The organism is Mesorhizobium sp. M0136 (assembly GCF_040322515.1).
GTDB lineage: Bacteria > Pseudomonadota > Alphaproteobacteria > Rhizobiales > Rhizobiaceae > Mesorhizobium.
Genome location: NZ_JAMYTP010000005.1, coordinates 92154 through 112038, shown reverse-complemented (window position 1 = coordinate 112038; position 19885 = coordinate 92154). Strand labels below are relative to the sequence as shown.

14 protein-coding genes are annotated in these 19885 nt (G+C 63.3%); 2 read left to right on the top strand and 12 right to left on the bottom strand.

The window, feature by feature from the left end; translation table 11 throughout:
- The 10 genes from NKJ35_RS07655 to bglB form a co-directional block, all read right to left on the bottom strand.
- Positions 1-642, bottom strand: a complete 642-nt coding sequence (locus NKJ35_RS07655) for a response regulator transcription factor (RefSeq protein ID WP_352476711.1) — start codon at positions 640-642, stop codon at positions 1-3.
- The gene (locus NKJ35_RS07650; protein ID WP_352646301.1) at positions 639-3476 is read right to left on the bottom strand and encodes a sensor histidine kinase; all 2838 of its coding nucleotides are present in this window, start codon (positions 3474-3476) and stop codon (positions 639-641) included. The genes NKJ35_RS07655 and NKJ35_RS07650 overlap by 4 nt, the downstream gene beginning before the upstream one ends.
- 392 nt (positions 3477-3868) lie before the next feature.
- On the bottom strand, positions 3869-6997 hold the full coding sequence (locus NKJ35_RS07645; RefSeq protein WP_352645998.1) for a PAS domain-containing protein: 3129 nt from the start codon (positions 6995-6997) through the stop codon (positions 3869-3871).
- Positions 6998-7188: 191 nt separating this feature from the next.
- Positions 7189-8277 carry an ABC transporter ATP-binding protein gene (locus NKJ35_RS07640; RefSeq protein ID WP_352645996.1) on the bottom strand — a complete coding sequence of 363 codons (1089 nt, stop codon included), beginning with the start codon at positions 8275-8277 and terminating at the stop codon, positions 7189-7191.
- Between the two features lie 7 nt (positions 8278-8284).
- Positions 8285-9337 (bottom strand): carbohydrate ABC transporter permease, encoded by a 1053-nt coding sequence (locus NKJ35_RS07635; RefSeq protein WP_352645994.1) that lies wholly within the window; start codon positions 9335-9337, stop codon positions 8285-8287.
- Entirely contained in the window at positions 9334-10356 is a 1023-nt protein-coding gene (locus NKJ35_RS07630) for a carbohydrate ABC transporter permease (RefSeq protein ID WP_502894241.1), read from the bottom strand. Before NKJ35_RS07630 ends, NKJ35_RS07635 begins: the two co-directional genes overlap by 4 nt.
- A complete protein-coding gene (locus NKJ35_RS07625; protein WP_352645992.1) occupies positions 10353-11621 on the bottom strand; it encodes an ABC transporter substrate-binding protein in 1269 nt (422 codons plus the stop codon). Before NKJ35_RS07625 ends, NKJ35_RS07630 begins: the two co-directional genes overlap by 4 nt.
- Positions 11622-11708: 87 nt before the next feature.
- Positions 11709-14228 carry a hypothetical protein gene (locus NKJ35_RS07620; RefSeq protein ID WP_352645990.1) on the bottom strand — a complete coding sequence of 840 codons (2520 nt, stop codon included), beginning with the start codon at positions 14226-14228 and terminating at the stop codon, positions 11709-11711.
- Positions 14225-15055, bottom strand: a complete 831-nt coding sequence (gene kduI, locus NKJ35_RS07615; RefSeq protein ID WP_352645989.1) for a 5-dehydro-4-deoxy-D-glucuronate isomerase — start codon at positions 15053-15055, stop codon at positions 14225-14227. The genes NKJ35_RS07620 and kduI overlap by 4 nt, the downstream gene beginning before the upstream one ends.
- A complete protein-coding gene (gene bglB / locus NKJ35_RS07610; RefSeq protein ID WP_254818493.1) occupies positions 15055-16155 on the bottom strand; it encodes a beta-galactosidase BglB in 1101 nt (366 codons plus the stop codon). Before bglB ends, kduI begins: the two co-directional genes overlap by 1 nt.
- A gap of 111 nt (positions 16156-16266) precedes the next feature.
- On the opposite strand from bglB, the gene NKJ35_RS07605 reads away from it, so the two are divergent.
- Entirely contained in the window at positions 16267-17334 is a 1068-nt protein-coding gene (locus tag NKJ35_RS07605) for a LacI family DNA-binding transcriptional regulator (RefSeq protein WP_352645987.1), read from the top strand.
- Here the strand turns inward: NKJ35_RS07605 and NKJ35_RS07600 are convergent.
- Together NKJ35_RS07600 and NKJ35_RS07595 are read right to left on the bottom strand one after the other, a co-directional pair.
- Positions 17319-17801, bottom strand: coding sequence for a flavin reductase family protein (locus tag NKJ35_RS07600; RefSeq protein ID WP_352645985.1), 483 nt, complete (start codon positions 17799-17801; stop codon positions 17319-17321). The two genes, NKJ35_RS07605 and NKJ35_RS07600, sit on opposite strands and share 16 nt — an antisense overlap.
- Complete coding sequence (locus NKJ35_RS07595; protein WP_352645983.1) at positions 17801-18958, bottom strand: LLM class flavin-dependent oxidoreductase; 1158 nt, start codon at positions 18956-18958, stop codon at positions 17801-17803. The genes NKJ35_RS07600 and NKJ35_RS07595 overlap by 1 nt, the downstream gene beginning before the upstream one ends.
- A gap of 190 nt (positions 18959-19148) precedes the next feature.
- Here NKJ35_RS07595 and NKJ35_RS07590 point away from each other — a divergent pair, with 190 nt between their 5' ends.
- Positions 19149-19844 carry a GntR family transcriptional regulator gene (locus NKJ35_RS07590; protein WP_352646299.1) on the top strand — a complete coding sequence of 232 codons (696 nt, stop codon included), beginning with the start codon at positions 19149-19151 and terminating at the stop codon, positions 19842-19844.
- Positions 19845-19885 lie beyond the last annotated feature (41 nt).

Here is a 19885-nt window from a genome sequence, read left to right as displayed (position 1 = left end):
TCAGCTCCCCCCTGCCCGGCGCGAGTGCGTGATCGGTATTCCCAATCGCTCGGCGATGCGCACTAGGTCGGCGAGCGACGCCGCGATCATCTTCTGCATGACGTTCCTTCTATGAATTTCCAGCGTAACTTCGCTGATCCCTAGTTCAGCGGCGGCCTGCTTATTGAGCAGGCCGCTGACCACCAGCGGCAGCACCTCACGTTCGCGCGGCGTCAGCTCGAGATAACGTTGCTTCAACACGCCCAGCTCGGCGCGCTCCGATCGCTGTATCCGATCCTGGGCAATCGCCGCATGGATTGCGGCCATGAGGTCTGCATCGCTGAAGGGCTTGGTCAGGAAATCCACGGCGCCGTGCTTGATCGCACGCACGGAGGACGGGATATCGCCATGTCCTGTCAGGAAAACGATCGGCGGATGATCGCCCTCGGCAATCTGCCGCTGCAGATCGAGGCCGTTAATATCCGGCAACTCGATATCGAGGATGAGGCAGGCAGGGACGTCCGGCTTGTCAGCGCGGATATAATCACCCGCTGATCCGAACGCTGCGGCACGCAGGCCATGTGCGGCCAGCAGCTCACTAAGCGCCTCGCGAATGCGTTCATCGTCATCTACGATGAAGACAATTTGGCCGTCCGTCGTCATGACGCCGCTTCCATTTCAACCGGCAACGTGAAGATAAACGTCGCTCCACGTGGTTCGTTCTTCTCGACCCATAAACGCCCGCTGTGCGACTCGATGATCGAACGGCAGATCGCCAGTCCCATGCCCATCCCTTGCTCTTTCGTGGTAAAGAACGGTTCGAATATCCGGTCGGGAAACTCGACGCCCCGGCCGCGATCTCTGACTTCGGCCTGGACAACATCCCCGATATGGCGCACGCGGATGCTGATAACTCCGTCATCCGCACCAGAGTCCATCGCCTCCATGCCGTTGCGAATGAGATTGACCAGAACCTGCTGGATCTGGACGCGATCGAGCGCGACTAGCGGAATGTCGCTTTCGACATCAACGCTGATGCGAACGCCCCGCCGCATCGCTTCCTCAGTCACGAGGTCGCGTGCCTCTGCGATGACACTGCTGAGCGCCGCATTGGTCCTCGTCTCGGTGGATTGCTTGAACAGCGCGCGGATGCGGCCGACGACGTCCGCCGCCGAATTGGCGTCCCGGATAATGCGCTCGGCCGTAATCTTCGCGCGTTCGACGTTCGGCGGGACGGCGCCCAGCCAACGGTGGCATGCATGGGAATTGGCGACGATCGCGGCCAGCGGCTGATTCACCTCGTGCGCGATCGAAGCGGAAAGCTCGGCGAGACTTGCAGCCTGAGTGGCTTGCGCGAGTTTGTCGGAGGCTTGTCGCAGCGCTTCCCGCGCGCGCACCTCTTCGTCGATGTCGAGGGAAACCCCGTACCATTCCACAACCGCCCCGTCTTCATCACGCCGCGGCTCGACCCTGCACTCCGCCCAGCGATAGCCATCTGTTTCGCGCCAGCGAAACCGCATCGCGGAACCGCTGCCTGTTTCGAAACAGGTCAGCAACGTGCGCAGCACCTCGGGAGCATCTTCGGGATGAACCAGTTCTTGCAGCAATTCCTCGATGCGCGGCTCTCCGAGTGTTTCGAAATTGGCGATGACGGCGCGGAAATGGTCCTGGTATCGCTTGTTGAAGTAGGCCGGCCCGCCGGTCGGCACCGCGCTCCAAATGCGGACCGGCACAGCGTCGATCATCTGCTGAAGCTGCAATTCGCTCCGCCGCAGCGCCTCTTCGGCTTGCATCTGATCGTCTATGTCGTGACAGAGGCCGTACCACTGCACGATCAGGCCAGCGTGATCGCGCATCGGCTCCGCCCGGCTCGACATCCAGTGATAGACGCCATCGGCGCGGCGCAGGCGATACCTCATGGAGAAGCGCTCGCCGGTAGCAAGGCAGTGACTGAGCGTGTCGCCGAATGCTGCTGCGTCGTCCGGATGGACGGTGGCCGCTATCATCGCTGCCAGCCGGCCGATGCCCTGTTTGTCCAAATCCGTTACGTCAAGGCCGAGAAAGTCGACCATTCGCTTGTTGAAAAAGGTCGGCTCGCCGTCCGGCGTCAGGCGCCAAACGTGGCTCGGAACCATGTCGACAAGCTGCGAGAGCTCCCGCTCCCGGTCGCGCAATGCCTCCTGCGCGCGCACCTCATCGTCGATGTCGATGCTGGCAGTGTACCATTGAACGATCGCTCCACTCTGGTTCCGCAGCGGCTCGGCGCGGCCCTCCCTCCAGCGGTAGACACCGTCAGCGCGACGCAGGCGATACCGTATGGGATAGGGTTCGCCGGTGGCGAGGGAGCGGCTGAGCCATTCTCTCATCCTGGGTCCATCGTCGGGATGGACGGCTGCCGCGACTACGGTCGCCAGGCGGCTCGTGCCCGGCTTGTCCCAGCCCGCGATGTCGTTGAGGCCGATATAGTCTGTCGTGCGCTTGCTGAAGAAGGTTGGTTCGCCGTTGGGCGCCATGCGGGCGATGTGAGCGGGGATCATTTCGACCAGCAACGAGAGTTCTCGCTCCCGCTCCCGCAAGGTCTCCACACTTTGGCGCAAAGTGAGCACCGCCGCCTGATGCTGCCTGGAAATGGCGGCTACGACGAGCGCCGAAAATGCAGAGATGCCCAGAAAAAGCTGCAGCATGATCTGGTTGTGCTTCTGGGACTCGGGATCGCCGGCAAATTGGCTGGCGCCGGATATCGTGAATACCGCCGTGATCAGAGCGAGAACGGTCAATGCTACGGCGGCGCCTCGGAACTCAAAGCGCACCGCGGCCCAAAGAAGAGGCGGCATGATGATGTAGGCGAAGGGCAGATAGCCGCTCAAGGAAAGGGCGGCGATCCCAAGAAAGATCAGCCCTAGGACGCAAGCTTCCATCCACCGCGCTGCCGAGAGCTGCGCCTTGCCGCGCCAGTTCTGGAACACGACCAGCGCCAGTGGCGCTACGATCAGGACTCCCGTCGCGTCTCCGATCCACCACAGCGGCCAAGCCGTCGCAAAGCTTTGCGATTGTATGCCAAACCACGCAAGCGCCGCACTTCCGACCGTGGCGCTTGCAACCGGCGCAACTCCAGCGGCCAGTACGACGAATGCGAGGACGTCCCGCAACGTTTCCAGCCGAACTGGGCGCTTGCAGGTCTGGTTCACAAGCCATGCCCCGGTCACCGCTTCAAGAGCATTGCCGGCAAAGATCAGGAAGGCCGCGGGCAGCGGAGTGTGGAACCACAAGAAGTTGCTGAACAGTTCTGCCACACAGGCCCCCAGCACCCACCACGGCCAGCTATACCTGGAGGCGAAGACAAGCGTAGCGATGAAAAGCCCGCTCGGAGGCCAAATGGAAATCCCTGTTCCAGGTATGATTGCGAGCGACTGGGCGAAGCCGCAGCCCAGGACATAGGCCGTAATAAAAAGCCCCAGATGCGAGAATTGAGGACGGTGCGACCAGACGCGCGACAACCTGCCTCTTTCAAGATCGCTGATCATGTTGCCGCGAATCAGGCCCGGTTCATTCGTCGCGAAAGGTCGGCCACTTCCCGGTCCGGATCGGTCCAACTCATGCGTTAACGCGAGCGTTGCGTTGGAATCGGTCTCGCCAAGTGAGTTGGGCGCTATCGTCATCGGGTGCCCCTGACGGACAAACAAAGTCTGGAGATTGTCGGCGCTTCGTGTAGCACTTGTTCTTGATAGCTGGACTGGGCTGACGGACTCACGTCGCCACCCTAATCCCGCCACGCCCCAACCGCACCTCATGGAAATCCATGCATTGCACAGGGCGGCGGCGCCCCTTCACCGAGAGCCGAAAAACCAAGCCTTACTGAGCGCCGCCGGTGGCCGAGGTGTCGCCCGACTTATTGCGCAGCTTTCGCTTCAACCGGGAGGGTGAAGATGAATGTCGCCCCACGCGGCACGCTATTTTCCACCCAAAGGCGGCCGCCGTGAGACTCGATGATCGAACGGGAGATCGCGAGCCCCATGCCCATCCCGTTCCCTTTCGTTGTAAAGAACGGCTCGAATATCTTGTTAGGACGTTCGATACCCGGGCCTCGGTCGCTGACCTCGGTCTGGATCGTGTCCTCTATCCGGTGCACGCGCATCCCAAGAACCTTGTCGCCCGCGGTGGTGTCCATCGCCTCCATGCCGTTGCGAATGAGGTTGACCAGGACCTGCTGGATCTGGACGCGATCGAACGCAACCAGCGGAAGGTTGCTTTCGACGTCGATGTCCATGCGAACGCGACGCCGCATGGCTTCCTCGGCCATAAGGTCACGGGCTTCCGCAACGACGCTGGGGATCGGCGTGCTGGTTCTCATTTCAAGCGAAGGTCTGAACAAGGCACGGATGCGGCTGACGACATCCGCCGCCGAGTTGGCGTCGCGGATGATGCGCTCGGCCGTGATCTTCGCGCGCTCGACGTTCGGGGGCTCGGCGGACAGCCAACGGTGGCATGCGTTCGAGTTGGCGACGATGGCGGCCAGCGGCTGGTTCACCTCATGAGCGATGGATGCGGAGAGTTCAGCAAGGCTCGCCGCCTGACTCGCACGCGCAAGTCTCTCTTGTGCCAGTCGAAGCTCCTCTTGTGTCCGCACCTCATTTTCGATGTCGAGGCAGATAACGTTCCATTGCACTATGGCGCCTTCAGCATTGCGCATCGGCGCGGCACGCGTCTCGACCCAGCGATATTCACCATCGAAGCGCCGCAGACGGTGCCGTCGCGCATACGGCTCGCCTGTGGACAGACAATGGGCATATCTTTCTTTGACACCTGTCAGGTCGTCGGGATGAACACCGGCGTCGAGTGTGCCAGCCAGCCGCGACTTTCCCACTTCGTCCAATTCCTCAAGATTGTATCCGAGGAATTCGCGGAGCTGCTGGCTGCGATATATCGGTTCGCCATCCGGCGCGGCGCAATCGATCATTGCCGGCAGCGTTTCAACGAGCTGCCAGAGAGCGCGTTCTCTCTCGCGCAGCGCCGCTTCGACGCGCAGCTGATCGTCGATATCGTGCGTAAGACCGTACCACTGGACAATGCGTCCGCCGTGATCCCGCAGCGGCTCCGCGCGGCCCTCCATCCAACGATAAACGCCATCGGCACGGCGTAGGCGATACCTCATGAAGAAGCGCTCGCCGGTGGCAAAGCAGCTGTCGAGTGCTTCCTTCAGGCTGGCTGCATCGTCGGGATGGACGACGGTGGCAATGAAGGCCGCCAGCAGGCTCGTGTCCGGCTTTTCCGCGTCCGCTATGTCCAGGCCGAGAAAATCTATCAGGCGCTTGTTGAAGAAGGTCGGCTCACCGTTGGGAGACAGCCGCCAGAGGTAGCTCGGAACCATGTTGACGAGTTGCGAGAGCTCTCGTTCCCGGTCGTGCAACGCCGCTTGCGTGGTCACCAGGTCATGGATGTCGACGCTCACACCGTACCATTGGAGAATGCTGCCATCTTCGTCGCGCAGCGGCTCGGCGCGAGTCTCGGTCCAGCGATAGCCGCCGTCGGCCCGCCGTTGGCGATATCTCTGAACGTAAGGCACGCCCGTTGCGAATGAATGGCGGATCGCCTGCCGTGCGGTGTCGATATCGTCTGGATGGATGACGCTCAGCGACGGCGAGCCGTCCGGGGCCGTGATGTCATGGAGCGTGGCCCCGGTTACATCGGTGAACCGCTTGTTGACGTAGGATGGCGTCCCTTCCGGTGTCGTACTCCAGATCAAAGCGGGCACGGTGTCGATAAGCTGCTGAAGGCGCCGCTCACTTTTGCGCAACGCCGCCTGCGCGCGCACCTCATCGTCGATGTCGAGAGAAACCCCGTACCACTGCACGACCGTTCCGTCGTCATCGCGCCGCGGCTCGACCCTGCACTCAGCCCAGCGATAGGTGCCGTCTTTTTCGCGCCAGCGAAACCGCATCGCGGAGCCGCCGCCAGTTTCGAAACACCTCAGCAACGTGCGCTGCACCTCGGGAGCATCTTCGGGATGAATCACCTCGTGCAGCAACGTTTCGATTCCCGGCTCGCCGAGCGCGTCAAAGTTCGCGATAACGGAGCGGAAATGGTCCTGGTATCGCTTGTTGAAGTAGACCGGCCCGCCGGTCGGCATCACGCTCCAGATACGGACCGGCACGGCGTCGATCATGTGCCGAAGTTGTTGCTCGCTCTGCCGCAACGCCGCTTCGGCGTGCATCTGATCGTCTATATCGTGACAGAGGCCGTACCACTGGACGATGCGGCCGGCGTCATCGCGCATCGGCTCCGCCCGGCTCGACATCCAGCGATAGACGCCATCGGCACGGCGCAGGCGATAGCGCATGGCGAAGCTCGCACCGGTAGCGAAGCAACCACGGAGTGCATTGCCGAATGCTGCCGCGTCGTCCGGATGAACGGCGGCCTGTATCATCGCCGCCAGCCGGCTCATGCCCGGTCGGTCCAGATCCGCTACGTCGAGGCCAAGAAAGTCAACCATGCGCCCATTGAAGAAGATCGGCTCGCCGTCGGGATCGAGCCGCCAGATGTGACTCGGGACCATATCCACGAGCTGCGAGAGTTCCCGCTCCCGGTCGCGCAATGCTGACTCGGCCCGCTTCTGGTCCTCAATGTCTATTGTCGTGCCGTACCATTGAATGATGCGCCCCTGGCTATCGCGAAAAGGTCGTCCTGAGCTTCGAAACCAGCGATAGGCGCCATCGGCGCGCCGCAGGCGATGCTCGGCATCATAGGGATCGCCGGTTTCGAGGCAATGCCGCCATCTGGCGGCTACAGGATCATAATCGTCGGGATGGACGGCTCGACGCCAGCTGAACTCATCGTTGTCTTCGGAGGTGTTGAGACCCTCATGCGTGTTGCCGATGAACGCCAGGGTATTTGGGCTGACATAGGTGAACCTTCCGATGGCATCGGCTGCCCACGCGTTGCCGGGCATGCTCTCGATGATTTGCAGCGCGAGCGTTGCTTCGGGGTCGATTTCGCCAAGTGAGTCGGACGCTGCTGTCATTGGCTTCTCCTGTCGGACAAAAAAGCCTGGGGAGGGTCAGCGCTTGATATAGCACTTGTTTTCAATATCTGGACAGGCGAACTCACCGCCTAAATCTAGTTCCGCCATGCCTCGGCTGCATCTCATGGAAATCCATGTATTGCGCGGAGATATCGCCGCTACGAGGCCCCTAACGATGGCCTCGCGTGAGGCTAACGCGGTGCGACACGCAGCCCGGCGGCATCGAAGAGATGCATGCGCTCCGGCGGCAGAGCGAGGTTGATCGGCGGCCCTTGCGTTTCAACGCCCTGCTGCTGGAGAACGGCGATCAGTTTGGTGCCGCCGGCAATGGTGGCGTGGACAACGGTTTCCGGTCCCAACGCCTCGGCCAGCGTTACACGCGCTTCCACCGATCCCTTGCTGCCATTCGAAAGTTGGATGTCGTGTGGCCGGATGCCAAGCGTCGCGTCGTCTCCCGGTTTCAGCGCGACCCCATCGGCCGCGATCGAGGCTGAGAGCCCGCCTGGACCTTCGACACGTACCTCGGCGCCGCTTGCCGAACGCACCTTCACCGGCAGCAGGTTCATCCGCGGCGCGCCGATGAAGCCGGCGACGAACAGGTTGGCCGGCGCGTTGTAGAGATCGAGTGGCCGGCCGACCTGTTCGATCCGCCCCGAGCGCATGACCACGATGCGGTCCGCCAGCGTCATCGCCTCGATCTGGTCATGGGTGACGTAGATCATCGTGGTTGCCAGCCGCCGGTGCAGGCCCGCCAGTTCAGCGCGCATGGTGATACGCAGTTCGGCATCGAGGTTGGACAGCGGTTCATCGAGTAAAAAGGCGGTCGGATTGCGCACCACCGCACGGCCGATTGCCACGCGCTGCTTCTGGCCGCCCGACAGTTGACCGGGCCGGCGGTCGAGATAGGGAGCGATTTCCAGCATGCGCGTCGCTTCCGTGATCCGCGCGTCGATCTCGGCTTTGGGCATACGGATGTTTTCGAGGCCGAAGGCGAGGTTCTGGCGCACGCTCATGTGCGGGTAGAGCGCGTAAGACTGGAACACCATCGCCAGACCGCGCTGCGCGGCCGAAACGTTGGTGACGTCGACCCCGTCGATCTCGATCTTGCCGTCGGTCGGTCGATCGAGCCCGGCAATCAGCCGCAGCAACGTGGACTTGCCGCAACCCGACGGGCCGACGAGGACCAGCATCTCGCCGTCACCGACGTCGAGGTTGATGCCGTGCAAGATCTTCATCTTGCCGTAAGCGCGATCGATGTTGGTCAGCGTTATCCGTCCCATGACATCCTCACTTCAGCCCGGTGCCGGCAATGCCGGAAGTGATGTAACGCTGCAGGAAGACGAAGACGAGGACGACGGGGATCATCGTCACCACGGTCATCGCCAGGATGTAGTGCCACTGCACGTTTAGCTGGCCGGCATAGGTATTGAGGCCGACCTGGAGTGTGTAGAGTTCCTTGCGCGACAGCACCACCAGCGGCCACAGAAAGTCGTTCCAGCGCCAGACGACCGAGAAGATCGCCAGCACGGCGAGCGCCGGTGCTGCAAGCGGCAATACGATGCGCCAGTAGATCTGCCATTCGGAAGCGTTGTCCATGCGCGCCGCATCGAGCAGCTCGTCGGGGATGGTCAGCATATATTGGCGCAGCAGGAAGACGCCGGTTGGCGTCGCCACGGTCGGCAAGATCACGCCCCACAGCGAATCGAGCAGCCCAACGGCACCCACCACCGAATAGAGCGGCACCAGGATGACCGACAACGGCACCATCAGCGTACCGACGATGACAAGCATCGTCAGATCGCGACCGCGGAACTTGTATTTCGACAAGGCGAAGGCGGCCATCGAATTGGTGAGCAGCGTGATCAGCGTCGCCATTGCCGTCACAAAAACCGAATTGCGCAGATAGCGCAGGAAGTCGAAATGGACGAAGGGCTCGGTGTAGTTCTCCGTCGCGAAGCCGATTTCGCGCACCGGCTGCCGGTCGGCGATGTTGATCTTGAGGACATCGTTCGGCGCCTGCGGGTCCACCATCTGCGCCATGATGCCGATGCGCCGCACCTCGGCCAGCACCTTGGTCGAACCATCCGGCAGCTTCACCTTGTAGAGGGTCAGCGGTTTGTCGTAGCCTTCGACCCTCGCCTGTTGGCTGACATAAGGCATTATGGTCGGCGGGAACTCGGCGAGCTGTGCCGGCGTCTTGAATGACGAACCCACCAGCCAGACGGCCGGACCGAACATGATGACAACGCCGCCGAGCAGCCACAGCCAGCTCACGATATCCGTCCAGTGCCAGCCGCGACCGCCGCGCCGGCGGGTCAGGAATGTCACGACCCGGCTCATTCGCGGGCTCCTTTCCGCTCACCCCGGCGTCCGACCTGCAGCTGAACCAAGGTGAGCACGACCAGCACCAATCCCATCAGGATCGAAGCCGCCGAAGCCAGCCCCGGATTGCGCAACAGGGAGGCGAAGCCGATCTCATAGATATACTGCGTGATATAGAGGGTCGAAGTTCCCGGCCCTCCACCCGTCAGCACATAGACTTCGTCGAAGATCTGCACAGCGCGGATCAGCGTCAGTACGATGACGACAAGCAGATTCGGCATCAGCAGCGGCAGCGTGATGCGCCAGAACACCCGCGCCGGCTTCGTGCCGTCCATCTCGGCCGCTTCGTAAAGGTCGCGCGGGATCGCCTGCAATCCGGCAAGCAGGATGAGCGTGTAAAAGCCCATATGTGCCCAGACCGAAACGCTGACGGCGGCGGTGAAGGCCCAGAAACGGTCCGTCAGCCAGTTGTGCGGCTCGCCGCCCAGATCATGGACGATCAGGTTGAGCAGGCCCTGGCGCTGCAGGATCCAACGCCAGATCAGGCCGGTGACGACCGGCGACAGCAGCACCGGAAAGAAGAACACCGCGCGCCAGAAGCTGCGCCCGACGATCTCGCGGTTGAGGATCAACGCTGTCGCCATCGACACGACCGTCATCAGTGCCACCTGCACGACGACGAACAGGCCCGTATTGTGCACGGCCTTCCAGAAGAGATCCTCGTGGCAAGTGGCAGTGTCCAGGTAGTTGCCGCAATCGAGCAAGCGCTGGTATTGCTCGAGCCCCACATAGGTTCGGTCCTGCAGGAAATAGGCCGTTCCCGACGTGGCCGAATAGAAGAAGTTGATGATCATCGGCACCAGGACGAAAATGCCGAAGATCGCCATGTTTGGGGCGAGGAAGAACGCGGCCATGCCACCGGTGCCTGTCGCGCGCTGCCAGAACTTCAGCGGCACGTTGACGATCGATGCCAGCCAGACGACCGGCGCCGCGAGCGCGGCGCCAGTCCATGCCTTCAGTGTCGCGGCGGCGGTCACTTCGCCTCGGCAACCTTGTCGGCGATATCCTGGTCGATCCTGCCCCAGGCATCGTCGAGGCTGAGTTCGCCGGCCATCACTTGGCTGACGCGCGTCACCAGCGCGGCGAAGTAAGCGTTGGCCCACTTCCACGGCGGCAGCGCATCGGCCGCCGGCAGGGTTTCACCCGCCGCCTTGACGAACTTGTCGAGCGCCGGACCGACGTTCTTGTCGGCCGAGACCCATTTCAGCCCGCCCTTGTCTACGACGCCCTTGTGCGCGGGCAGAAACAGCGTGCGCTCGCTGAATTCTTTCACCACGTCTTCACGGGCCAGATAATCCATGACCTTGGCGACGTCCTTGGGATTCTTGGTGTATTTGATGGCGACCAGCGCCGCGCCGCCCTTCACGCCCGAACATCCTGCGGTACCGCAGGGCGAGCCGGTTGCCACCCAGTCGAAACTATCGCCGATCTTGGTCGACAGATTGGCGACCTGCCAGCTGCCCGAATAGTAGAATGGGATCTGGGCGTTGATGAAGTCGTCGGCGGCCGCGCGATAGGTCGAGCCTGCCGCCGACACCCAGGTATCCTTCAGCATCAGCCCCTTGGCGGTCCAGTCGACGAGCTTGCCGACGAACGCCTTGGTGCCGTCGTCCACTTTCGCCGGGATGCCATCGGGGCCGATATAGTTCGCTCCGAAGGAGACATTCGGACCCGAAATGCGGTGACCGGAACGGTCGATGGCGAAGGCAGCCGGAAGCTGCTGGCTCTTCGCCACCTCGGCGGCGGCGGCGATCCAGTCGTCCCAGGTCGCCTTGTCACCGGGCAGCGGCACGCCGGCCTGTTCGAACAGCGTCTTGTTGGCGAAGCCGCCAGTGAGCGTGAGCTGGGTCATGAAACCCGGGATGGCGTTGGAGCCATCGGGGCGCATCCAGTCCAGCGTGTCAGCGAAATTGGCCTCCCAATATTTCGGATCGGCCACCAGTGGCCTGAGATCGAGCCAGTGCTGGGCAAGCTCCTTGATGTTCGTGACGCGGGCGATGTCCGGCCCCTGGCCGGCTTCGAGCTGGATGGGCAGCTGCTCCTGGATCACCTTGTAGGCGACGTTGTCGAGCGTGACGTGGATGTCGGGATTGTCCTTCATGAAGCGGTTCAGAATGTCCTGGATGACATCGCCCTCGACACCGTCCGAATACCACATGATGCGCACGTCGCCGGCAAACGCGCTGGTCGATGCGAGCAGACTGACCGATAGCGCGGCCAGCAAAGTGCGGGTCTTATTCATGCTTCGTCTCCTCCTTTAGCGGGGCGGCGCCCCGATGGTTCAAGCGGCCACGCCCTCTCCTCTTGAGCGTCGCAGCCGATTTCCTCCCTACTCTCTTTGCTTCATGCGCATCGCCTCACCGCGCACGGTCCAATTGGACGGATCGAGTGTGCGTCCCTCAGCCACAATCCTTGCGTCGGCCAGGAAATGCACCGTGCCGTACTCCGGATCCTCGACGGTCAACTCGCCGTTGGGACCCGACCGCACAGACAGGCCGGCAAAGGCGCCCGCCCAGGCGTCGAGCGCCGGCAGATTGGCATTCCGGTCACCGAGGCGGACGATCCATGTCGTCCTGCGTCCCGCCGCCCGCAACTCGTTGCCGGCGGTCGGGCCGGCCACGACCTGCGTGAGCGGAACATCCGTCTTCAACATGACGAAGGCGTCGCCAGATTGCGCGAGCGCCCGATCGCCACCCACTTGCACGGCATCGAAGGCACTTGCGGGGAACCAGGCGTGTGTAAAGTCGGGCTGTTCATCCGAGCAGGAGAAGCTGACTATGGCGAGGTCGCGGTATTGGTGAAGCCGGGGCAAAGTGCCTGAGCCGCCCCAATATGATGGTCTGCCATATCCCGACTGCAGCACTTCGCCGGGGTGGTTGATCCAGATCTGCGCATCCGGATTCTTGCCCAGCCGGGCGTGAATGACGGTTTCCTGATAGCCCCATTGGTTCCAGCGGTAGCCAGCGGCGCTGCCCATCGCATGGTTGCGCGTCTTATAGTGGTAGAGCCGCGCGAAGCGGTCTTGTCCCTGCGCGAAAGTCCATTCCCACGCCGTATCGTCGGTGAGGGAAGCAATTGCAGCCAACCCATCGGGAACGCTCAAATCGTGATCCCGCAGACAGAGTGCCAGCTGCGGCAGCGCGTGAAAGCGCATGCCGTAATTGCCCTTGCCCCAAAGCATGCGGCAGATGCCGGATAATTCCAGGGAACGCGCGGCGCGCAGCGTGTGCTCATAGGAGCGGCCCTGCGCCCCGGTGAGGATGCCGCGATGCGCCGAGCGCGCGACGACTTCAAGCAGGCGTATGATTGCCTTGCCGGCGCGTTCGGCGATGTCCTTGTCCGGGGCCAGCGCGTAGAGCGCGCACAGGCCCTTGAGGTCGATCGGGAAATAGGGCGCCGAGTTGAACTCGGCCATCTCCCATGCCTCGAAATGGTCGAGCCAGGCGCGCACACGCGCGGCTCCAACCGCGGACTGTTCGCGGCCAAGGCGGCCCGACCGCACGAACCGCACATCAGGCAACACGCCCCCAGCAATATAGGCGGCGGTGTGGAAGAGCAGCGCGTGGTTCTCGGAGAAGTACCACTGTACATCATTGCCGGGCTCGTCCATCCAGTAGCGATAGCCGAGGATGGCGTTGTCGACGCGCGCACGCAGGCTCGCTTCCAGCCGATCGCCATAGGCCGTGCGGCACCACAGCAGCGGTACCAGGATGAAGTCGGCGCAATCGTGACAATCCTCGATCGCCGGCAGCGTGCCGGCGATCATGGCGTCGGTCTCGGCGCCCTGCTGTCCGATCGCCAGGCGCGCCAGCGCGCGCACGGTGTCGGCCTCGGCGTGACCGGCGACCTCGCGCAGGGCTTCATCTATACGCGCGGTAAGCGTTTCTGGCGCATCGCCCTGACGGCGCGCGTGGCATATCTCGACGCCGAAGACACGCGATACGGCATGGTCGGCGACCCTCAGCGTCACCTTGAAATGGCGAAAGTCGGCCGGCAGCTGCTCGGTATCGGCGATCGGCAGCCGCGCCTGGCCCGCCGGCAGATCGAAGGCGAAGCGCACCGGCGCCTCGATCGACATGAAATCGCCTTCGATCTCGACCTCGACTTGCGCGTCGCGCGGCAGGGCCACGCCGGTGACGAGCGCCACCTCGCCGCCGTCATAGGCGGGACGCTCGAAATGCATGTCGTCGAGGGCTGCTTCCATCGCATCGGCAACGCCGCTCTCGACTTCGATCGGCAGTGCCACCGAAGCAGCCGGACCGGATAGATAGTCGAGCTGGAAATAGTAGCGGGCGTCGCGCTCGGCGAGATCGTCGAACCACACGCGAATGTCGTTACGGCCGGCCTTCAGCGCGATCTTGAAATGCTCGGCACTTTCAAGATTGCGGCCGTAGGGCGCCATCCAGCCGGCTTCCCCACCGTTGGCAAAGAGTATGGCGCCGCCGCATGTGCGCAGCCGCACCAGTGCCTCGCCAGTCGAGGCCGCCTCGATGGTGGTCTCGGCCCAGGTTCCAAGCACCGTCGGCCGAAACCAGAAGCCCGACAGGTCGATGCGCGGTGAGGCGAAGGGCAGCCAGGTGCGCTCGGCGCCGAATTCGGCGCTGACCTGTGGTCGCTTGCCGCGTCGTTCCGCTGCGAACTGCGTGCGGCACGGATATTCATGCGGAATAAAATTCTTGTGCTTGGTCAGAAAGAAGAAGGGATCCATCTCGCCTTGCATGGGCTGGTCGGCCACGTCGTAGCGCTGCTCGGCGATGGACCCGAGCCGCCAATAGACGATAGGCTGCCCCGCCGTGAGCGGCCGGCGCAGCGTAAAGTCCGTCCGAACGCCTTGCACGGCCTCGCTCATCGCAAATCCTTCACGGCAACTGGATCGACATCGGTATAGGCCTGGTTCTCGCCGGTCATGCCCCAGACGAAAGCATAGGGGCCGGTGCCGGCACCCATATGGATAGACCAGGCGGGCGACAGGACGACGTCGCCCTCAGCGACCATCAGGTGGCGCGTCTCGTCAGGCCGGCCCATCAGATGGACCACACGGTCGGTCTCGGCGAGGTCGAAGTAGCAATAAGCTTCCATGCGCCGCTCATGCAGATGCGGCGGCATGGTGTTCCACACACTGCCCGGCGCGAGGTCGGTGATCCCCATCAGCAAGAGGCAGGACGGGGCCACTTCGGGATGGATGTACATACGCAGCGTACGCCTGTTCGCACGGGCCTCATCGCCGAGCACAAGCGGCTTGGCTTCGCTGCTGACGATAAGCCGATGCGCAATATCGGCGCCGGCTGGCACCGAGTTCATGTAGAAGCGTGCCGGCCTCTCCGGATCGTCGCTCTCCAGCGTCACCTCACGCGCTCCGCGTCCGACATAGACGATGTCGCGGTTAGCCACGTGAAAGCGCCGGCCGTCCACCGCGACCGCGCCATTGCCGCCGAGATTGGCGATGCCCATCTCGCGCGCGTCAAAGAAGAGCGGGGTGCCGACTTCGGCCCCGTTGCCGAATGCCAGCGGGTTGGCCAGCGGCACCGCGCCACCGACGATCATGCGGTCGACATGGGTGTAGACGAATTCGATCGCGCCAGGCCGGAACAAGCCGTCGACGAGGAACTCGGCCCTCAGCCGGTCCGTGTCCATGCCGGCAATATCGGCCGGCGACGCGCCATAGAGCGTCCGCATCACGCCGCCTCCACCTTCGACTGCAGATGCCGCGCGCCTTCGGTCAGGCACAGAATGGCCAGCGCCTGCCCGTAGCCCGTCGGATGGATGGGGATATCGCGATAGAATTGCAGGTCGGCGCCCATGCGTGTGCCATAGGACACGTTCGCAACCACACCTTTGTCATCGATGTTGGCCACCACGGCTTCCAAGGCGCGGAGGCCGGCGGCACGGCACTCTGTCGAGCCGATTCCGAGCCGCGCGGCTTTCATTAAGCCGTAGCCGAAGCCGGCGGTGGCGGAAATCTCCTCGTAAGACGTCGGGTCGTCGAGCAGAGTGTGCCAGGCGCCCGAACTCGCCTGCACCTCAAGCAGGGCGTTGATCTGCGTCTCCAGCACGCCGAGCAGATAGGCCCGAACCGAAGGCGCAACTTCGGCGAACTCCACCAGTTCCAGGATACCGACGGTAATCCAGGCATTGCCTCTCGCCCAAAGCGCGCGTGCGAAATTGTGCCGGCCCGCGAACGTCCAGCCGTGGAACCACAGCCCTGATGCCGGATCGGCGAGATAACGGGCGTGAACCAGGAATTGCCGTTCCGCTTCCTCGACGAAGCGGCGCTGGCCGGCAGCCTGGCCGTAGGATGCGAGGAACAGCGCCACCATGAACAGCGTGTCGTCCCACAATTCGTCGTCGTTGACCCGATCCGAAACATCATGCTGGAAACCGCCTTCGGGCGTCCGCGGCAAGGCGGTGACTACCTGCTCGGCCCATTCGCGCAGCACCGGCTCGAAGCGCGGTTGGCGCCGGCGTCGCCACAATTCGCTTAGCGCCAGCAGAGGCGCAGTGGTGTTGACGTTCATCGCCGGGAGACCGGCAGCGATGCGTCGATCGTACCAGGCCTCGATCGTCTGCAGCAGCCGATCGTCGCCGGTCTGCGCCCACAGCCGAACCAGCCCGTAGAGCCCCACGCCTTGCGGCCATTCCCAGCTGTCGAAGCTGACATAGTCGCCCGGCGTGCCGTCGAGATTCGGCTCATGGAACCGCCCGTCATGACGCAAGCCGGTCATGCCCGCCACGAGGCTGGCAAGCGCGGAATTCAGGCGTTCGGCCGATAGCGGCATCACTCCTCCCGTTTCTCCCGCTTCATCAGAACTGTTTCACAGCCATTTTTCTTGCGCAATCTGAAAATTTTTTGCATTAATCGGATGACTTTGCCGGAGATGACGAAGCGGATGAATATCCAGGGCAAGCGCGGCCGCCCCAGCCGCCGCATTCGACTTGAGGAGATCGCGGCGCGTTGCGGCGTGTCGGTCAGCACCGCCTCCCGTGCGCTGAGCGGCGTCGGCGGCGTGAGGGATGAGCTTCGCACCAGGATCATCGAAATAGCGAAGTCGATGAACTACGCCATTCCCGCCTCGGTTGCCGGCCGCAAGGTCATCCTGGCCGCAAGCAGCGTGGCAATGGTGGACAGTGCCCGCAATCAGTTCACCTACCATGTCCTTGATGGACTCAACGAGCGCGCCCGGTTGCTGGGCGTCGAACTGGTGACCCGGCCGGTTTCGGCGCCCGAGGACGAAATCGCGCTGCTGCGTGAATCCGAGCGCGACGACAGTGTCGCCGGTTGCCTGTTTCTGACGCTGGACGATGACGATGTGCTGACGCTGACAGCCGGCTTCGCCAAGCCGATCGTGCTCGTCAACGGCGACGATCCCTCGATGCGCCATTCGAGCGTGACGCCCTGCAATCGCTCTGCCGCCATGCTTGCCGCGCAGCATCTGATCGGCCTTGGCCACCGCCGCATCCTGTTCCTGATGCGGCGTGGCCGGCGCACAATCGAGCGGCGCTATGAAGGTTGGCGCGACGCGCTGATCACGGCCGGCATTGCCGGCTTCGACGACTTCGTGGTCGAGGTGCAGGACTGGCTGCCGGAACTTGCGAGCAGAGCCGTGACCGAGCGCATCGCGGGCCGCGGCCTCGATTTCACCGCCGTGCTGACGGCCGGCGACAGCCTGGCGTTTGGTGCCATCGCCGGCGTCCAGGAGGCCGGATATTCGGTGCCTGGCGATGTGTCCGTGGTCGGTATGGACGACTTGCCGCTCGCTGCCTTCTGCAACCCGCCGCTGACGGCGATGCACATTCCCATGCGCGAGATCGGATCGGCAGCACTTAGCCTGCTGCTCGACGACATGGCCCATTCGGGGTCGCCGCCGCGCCGCGTCGAGCTTGCCTGCAATCTCGTGGTGCGCCAGTCTACGGCACCAGCCCGGAGCGGCGCCGGCGGTCATCAACTGGCCTCTTGAGCGCGCGACTTGCCGCCAGCAAAGAGCAGCGGCAAACCCTCTTGCGTCTCCAGTTCAAGGACACGTCCAAGCAGGATCATATGGTCGCCAGCCGGGAAACGGTCGGCGACGCTGCATTCGAACCGCGCCAGCGCGCGCGGCAGCAATGGCACGCCGTGCTCGCTCCACGACAGGTCAAGATCGGCAAAGTCCGTCCCCGACTTCGAAAAACGCCAGCACAGATCGATTTGATCTTCCGCCAGCACGTGAATGGCGTAGTGCGCGGAATTGGCGAAGGCTTCGAACCGGCGCGAGTGGCGGCCGATTGACCAGAGCACCAGCGGCGGGTCGAGCGACACGGATGAGAAGCTGTTGGCAGTGATTGCGACCGGGCCGTCGGCCGTGCCGGTTGTGACGACCGTGACGCCGGTGGCGAAACGCCCGAAGGCATTGCGCAAAAGGCGTGGATCGCACACGACATGCTCCATCAGCGGCGCTCCCCCGTTCCCAGTGGTGTCGCCGGAATCCTTTCCGGCACCCGGCCATAGGCGTAGGGGAGCGAGCATGTCTTGAGCTGGGGCAGCACCTTGGTGCCGAAATGGCGCGCCTCGTCGAGATGCGGGTAGCCGGAAAAGATGAAGGCGCGGATCCCCATCTTCATATACGCCTCGATTTCCGACAGAACCTGATCGGTCGAGCCCACCAACGCCGCGCCGCAGCCGGAGCGCGCTCGCCCGACGCCCGTCCACAGATGCGGCTCGACATAGCCTTCGGCATCGGCGATCTGGCGGTTCCTGGCCTGGTGCGATACGCCGAGCGATCGGGCGTCGAGCGCGCGCTCGCGGATCGCCCTGCCCTGCTCGTCGTCCAGCTTCGAAACCAGCTCCCGGGCATATTCCTTTGCCTCGGCCTCGGTGTCGCGCACGATCATGTGGACGCGCAGGCCGTAGTCGAGCGTCCGCCCATGGCGCTCGGCGCGTTCGTGGACGGCTTTCATGCGGCCGGCAAGTTCCACCCTGGTTTCAGGCCACATCAGGTAGACGTCGCACTGTTCGGCGCAAAGCTCGAGTGCGTCGGGCGAATAACCGCCGAAATAGAGCAGCGGACCGCCATTTTGCTGATAGGGCTTCGCCGGTGCCGTCGAGAGCCCCTTGAAACGATAGACCTCGCCCTCGAAATCGATGCTGTCCCTGGTCCAGGCCTGGCGCAGTATCTGCACCACCTCGCGGGAACGCTGATAGCGGTAGGCGCTGTCGGCCGTCTCGCCCGGAAAGTCCGACGAAATGATGTTTACCGTCAGCCGGCCTTCCAGCATGTGATCCAGCGTCGCAATCGTGCGCGCCAGCATGATTGGCTGCATCTCGCCGCAGCGCACAGCGGCGAGCAGATTGATCTTCGAGGTGATCGGCGCGCAACCGGCTACGAAGCTCAGCGTGTCCTGGCCGACCTGATAGGACGACGGACACAAGATGTTGCGGAAACCGAGTTCCTCGGACGTCTTCACGATCTCGGAGCAATGCGCCCAGCTCGAGCGCAGCGCGCCGTCCGACACACCGAGATAGCGATAGTCGTCCGAGCAGAGTGCGGCGAACCACGAGACTTCGGCTGCATCGAGATCCGGCGAGGTGATTGGGACGATGCTCATTGCCACTCTTCAGAAAAAGACGTCCGGGCCACTCTTCCATGACCTCCGGAGCTGCGAATGGGGCTTGCGTAGCATTCGTTTTGATGTAGATCAATACTGTATCAATTTTGGAGCCAAACCCGAAACCGGGATGCGATTGGAACACCGGATGCATTTGACAAGGGCGGACCCCGGCCACCGATCCAGCCAGATGCGCGGCCCCCTGCCTGTGCACTTGCAGACCAGCGAAATGCTGATCCGCGAAATCGCGGCCGGACGGCTAGCCGACGGGGCGCGGCTGCCGCCCGAGCGCGCGATGGCCGCGAGCCTCGGGATTGCCGTCGGCACGCTCAGGCGGGCGCTGGCAGATTTGACCGAAAAGGGCCTTCTCGACCGCATCCAGGGCTCGGGTAACTATGTGCGGGCGCGCGGCGACTTGCTCGGGATCTATGCTTTCTTTCGCCTGGAGCGTATCGGTGGCGGCGGCCTGCCGAGCGCCGACGTGCTATCCGTCGAGCGACTGCCCAAGCCAGCCGACCTGCCGCAATTCGGCAGCGCCGGCGAAGCCCATCGTATACGCCGGCTGCGGCGGCTCGACGGAGAGCCTGCCGCGGTCGAGGATATCTGGCTGGACGTCAGCCGCGCCGAGCGGCTCAAGCGCGAGGACCTGTCTGAATCCCTCTATCTCCACTACCGGCTCGCGCTCGGCTTTTCGATCGTTCGCGCCGAAGACCATGTCGCCGTCGCGCCTGTGCCGGACTGGGCCCCGCTCGAGTTCAGGCCACCGCCGGGGACGGTCGTGGGTTTCATAGAACGTATCGCCTGGGCTGGCGACGGCGCCAGCGCGGAATATTCCCGCAGCTGGTTCGATCCGGGCGCGGCGCGGTACGTCACACGTTTCAGATAGGCCGGAGCAAGAGGCAGCGTGACCAGATCATCGATCGGCTA

Excerpts from the sequence above, each read along its gene's own strand:
- NKJ35_RS07655 (WP_352476711.1), bottom strand. The coding sequence starts at position 642 with ATGACGACGGACGGCCAAATTGTCTTCATCGTAGATGACGATGAACGC.
- NKJ35_RS07645 (WP_352645998.1), bottom strand. The coding sequence starts at position 6,997 with ATGACAGCAGCGTCCGACTCACTTGGCGAAATCGACCCCGAAGCAACG.
- NKJ35_RS07640 (WP_352645996.1), bottom strand. The coding sequence starts at position 8,277 with ATGGGACGGATAACGCTGACCAACATCGATCGCGCTTACGGCAAGATG.
- NKJ35_RS07635 (WP_352645994.1), bottom strand. The coding sequence starts at position 9,337 with ATGAGCCGGGTCGTGACATTCCTGACCCGCCGGCGCGGCGGTCGCGGC.
- NKJ35_RS07625 (WP_352645992.1), bottom strand. The coding sequence starts at position 11,621 with ATGAATAAGACCCGCACTTTGCTGGCCGCGCTATCGGTCAGTCTGCTC.
- NKJ35_RS07620 (WP_352645990.1), bottom strand. The coding sequence starts at position 14,228 with ATGAGCGAGGCCGTGCAAGGCGTTCGGACGGACTTTACGCTGCGCCGG.
- kduI (WP_352645989.1), bottom strand. The coding sequence starts at position 15,055 with ATGCGGACGCTCTATGGCGCGTCGCCGGCCGATATTGCCGGCATGGAC.
- bglB (WP_254818493.1), bottom strand. The coding sequence starts at position 16,155 with ATGCCGCTATCGGCCGAACGCCTGAATTCCGCGCTTGCCAGCCTCGTG.
- NKJ35_RS07605 (WP_352645987.1), top strand. The coding sequence starts at position 16,267 with ATGAATATCCAGGGCAAGCGCGGCCGCCCCAGCCGCCGCATTCGACTT.
- NKJ35_RS07600 (WP_352645985.1), bottom strand. The coding sequence starts at position 17,801 with ATGGAGCATGTCGTGTGCGATCCACGCCTTTTGCGCAATGCCTTCGGG.
- NKJ35_RS07595 (WP_352645983.1), bottom strand. The coding sequence starts at position 18,958 with ATGAGCATCGTCCCAATCACCTCGCCGGATCTCGATGCAGCCGAAGTC.
- NKJ35_RS07590 (WP_352646299.1), top strand. The coding sequence starts at position 19,149 with ATGCGCGGCCCCCTGCCTGTGCACTTGCAGACCAGCGAAATGCTGATC.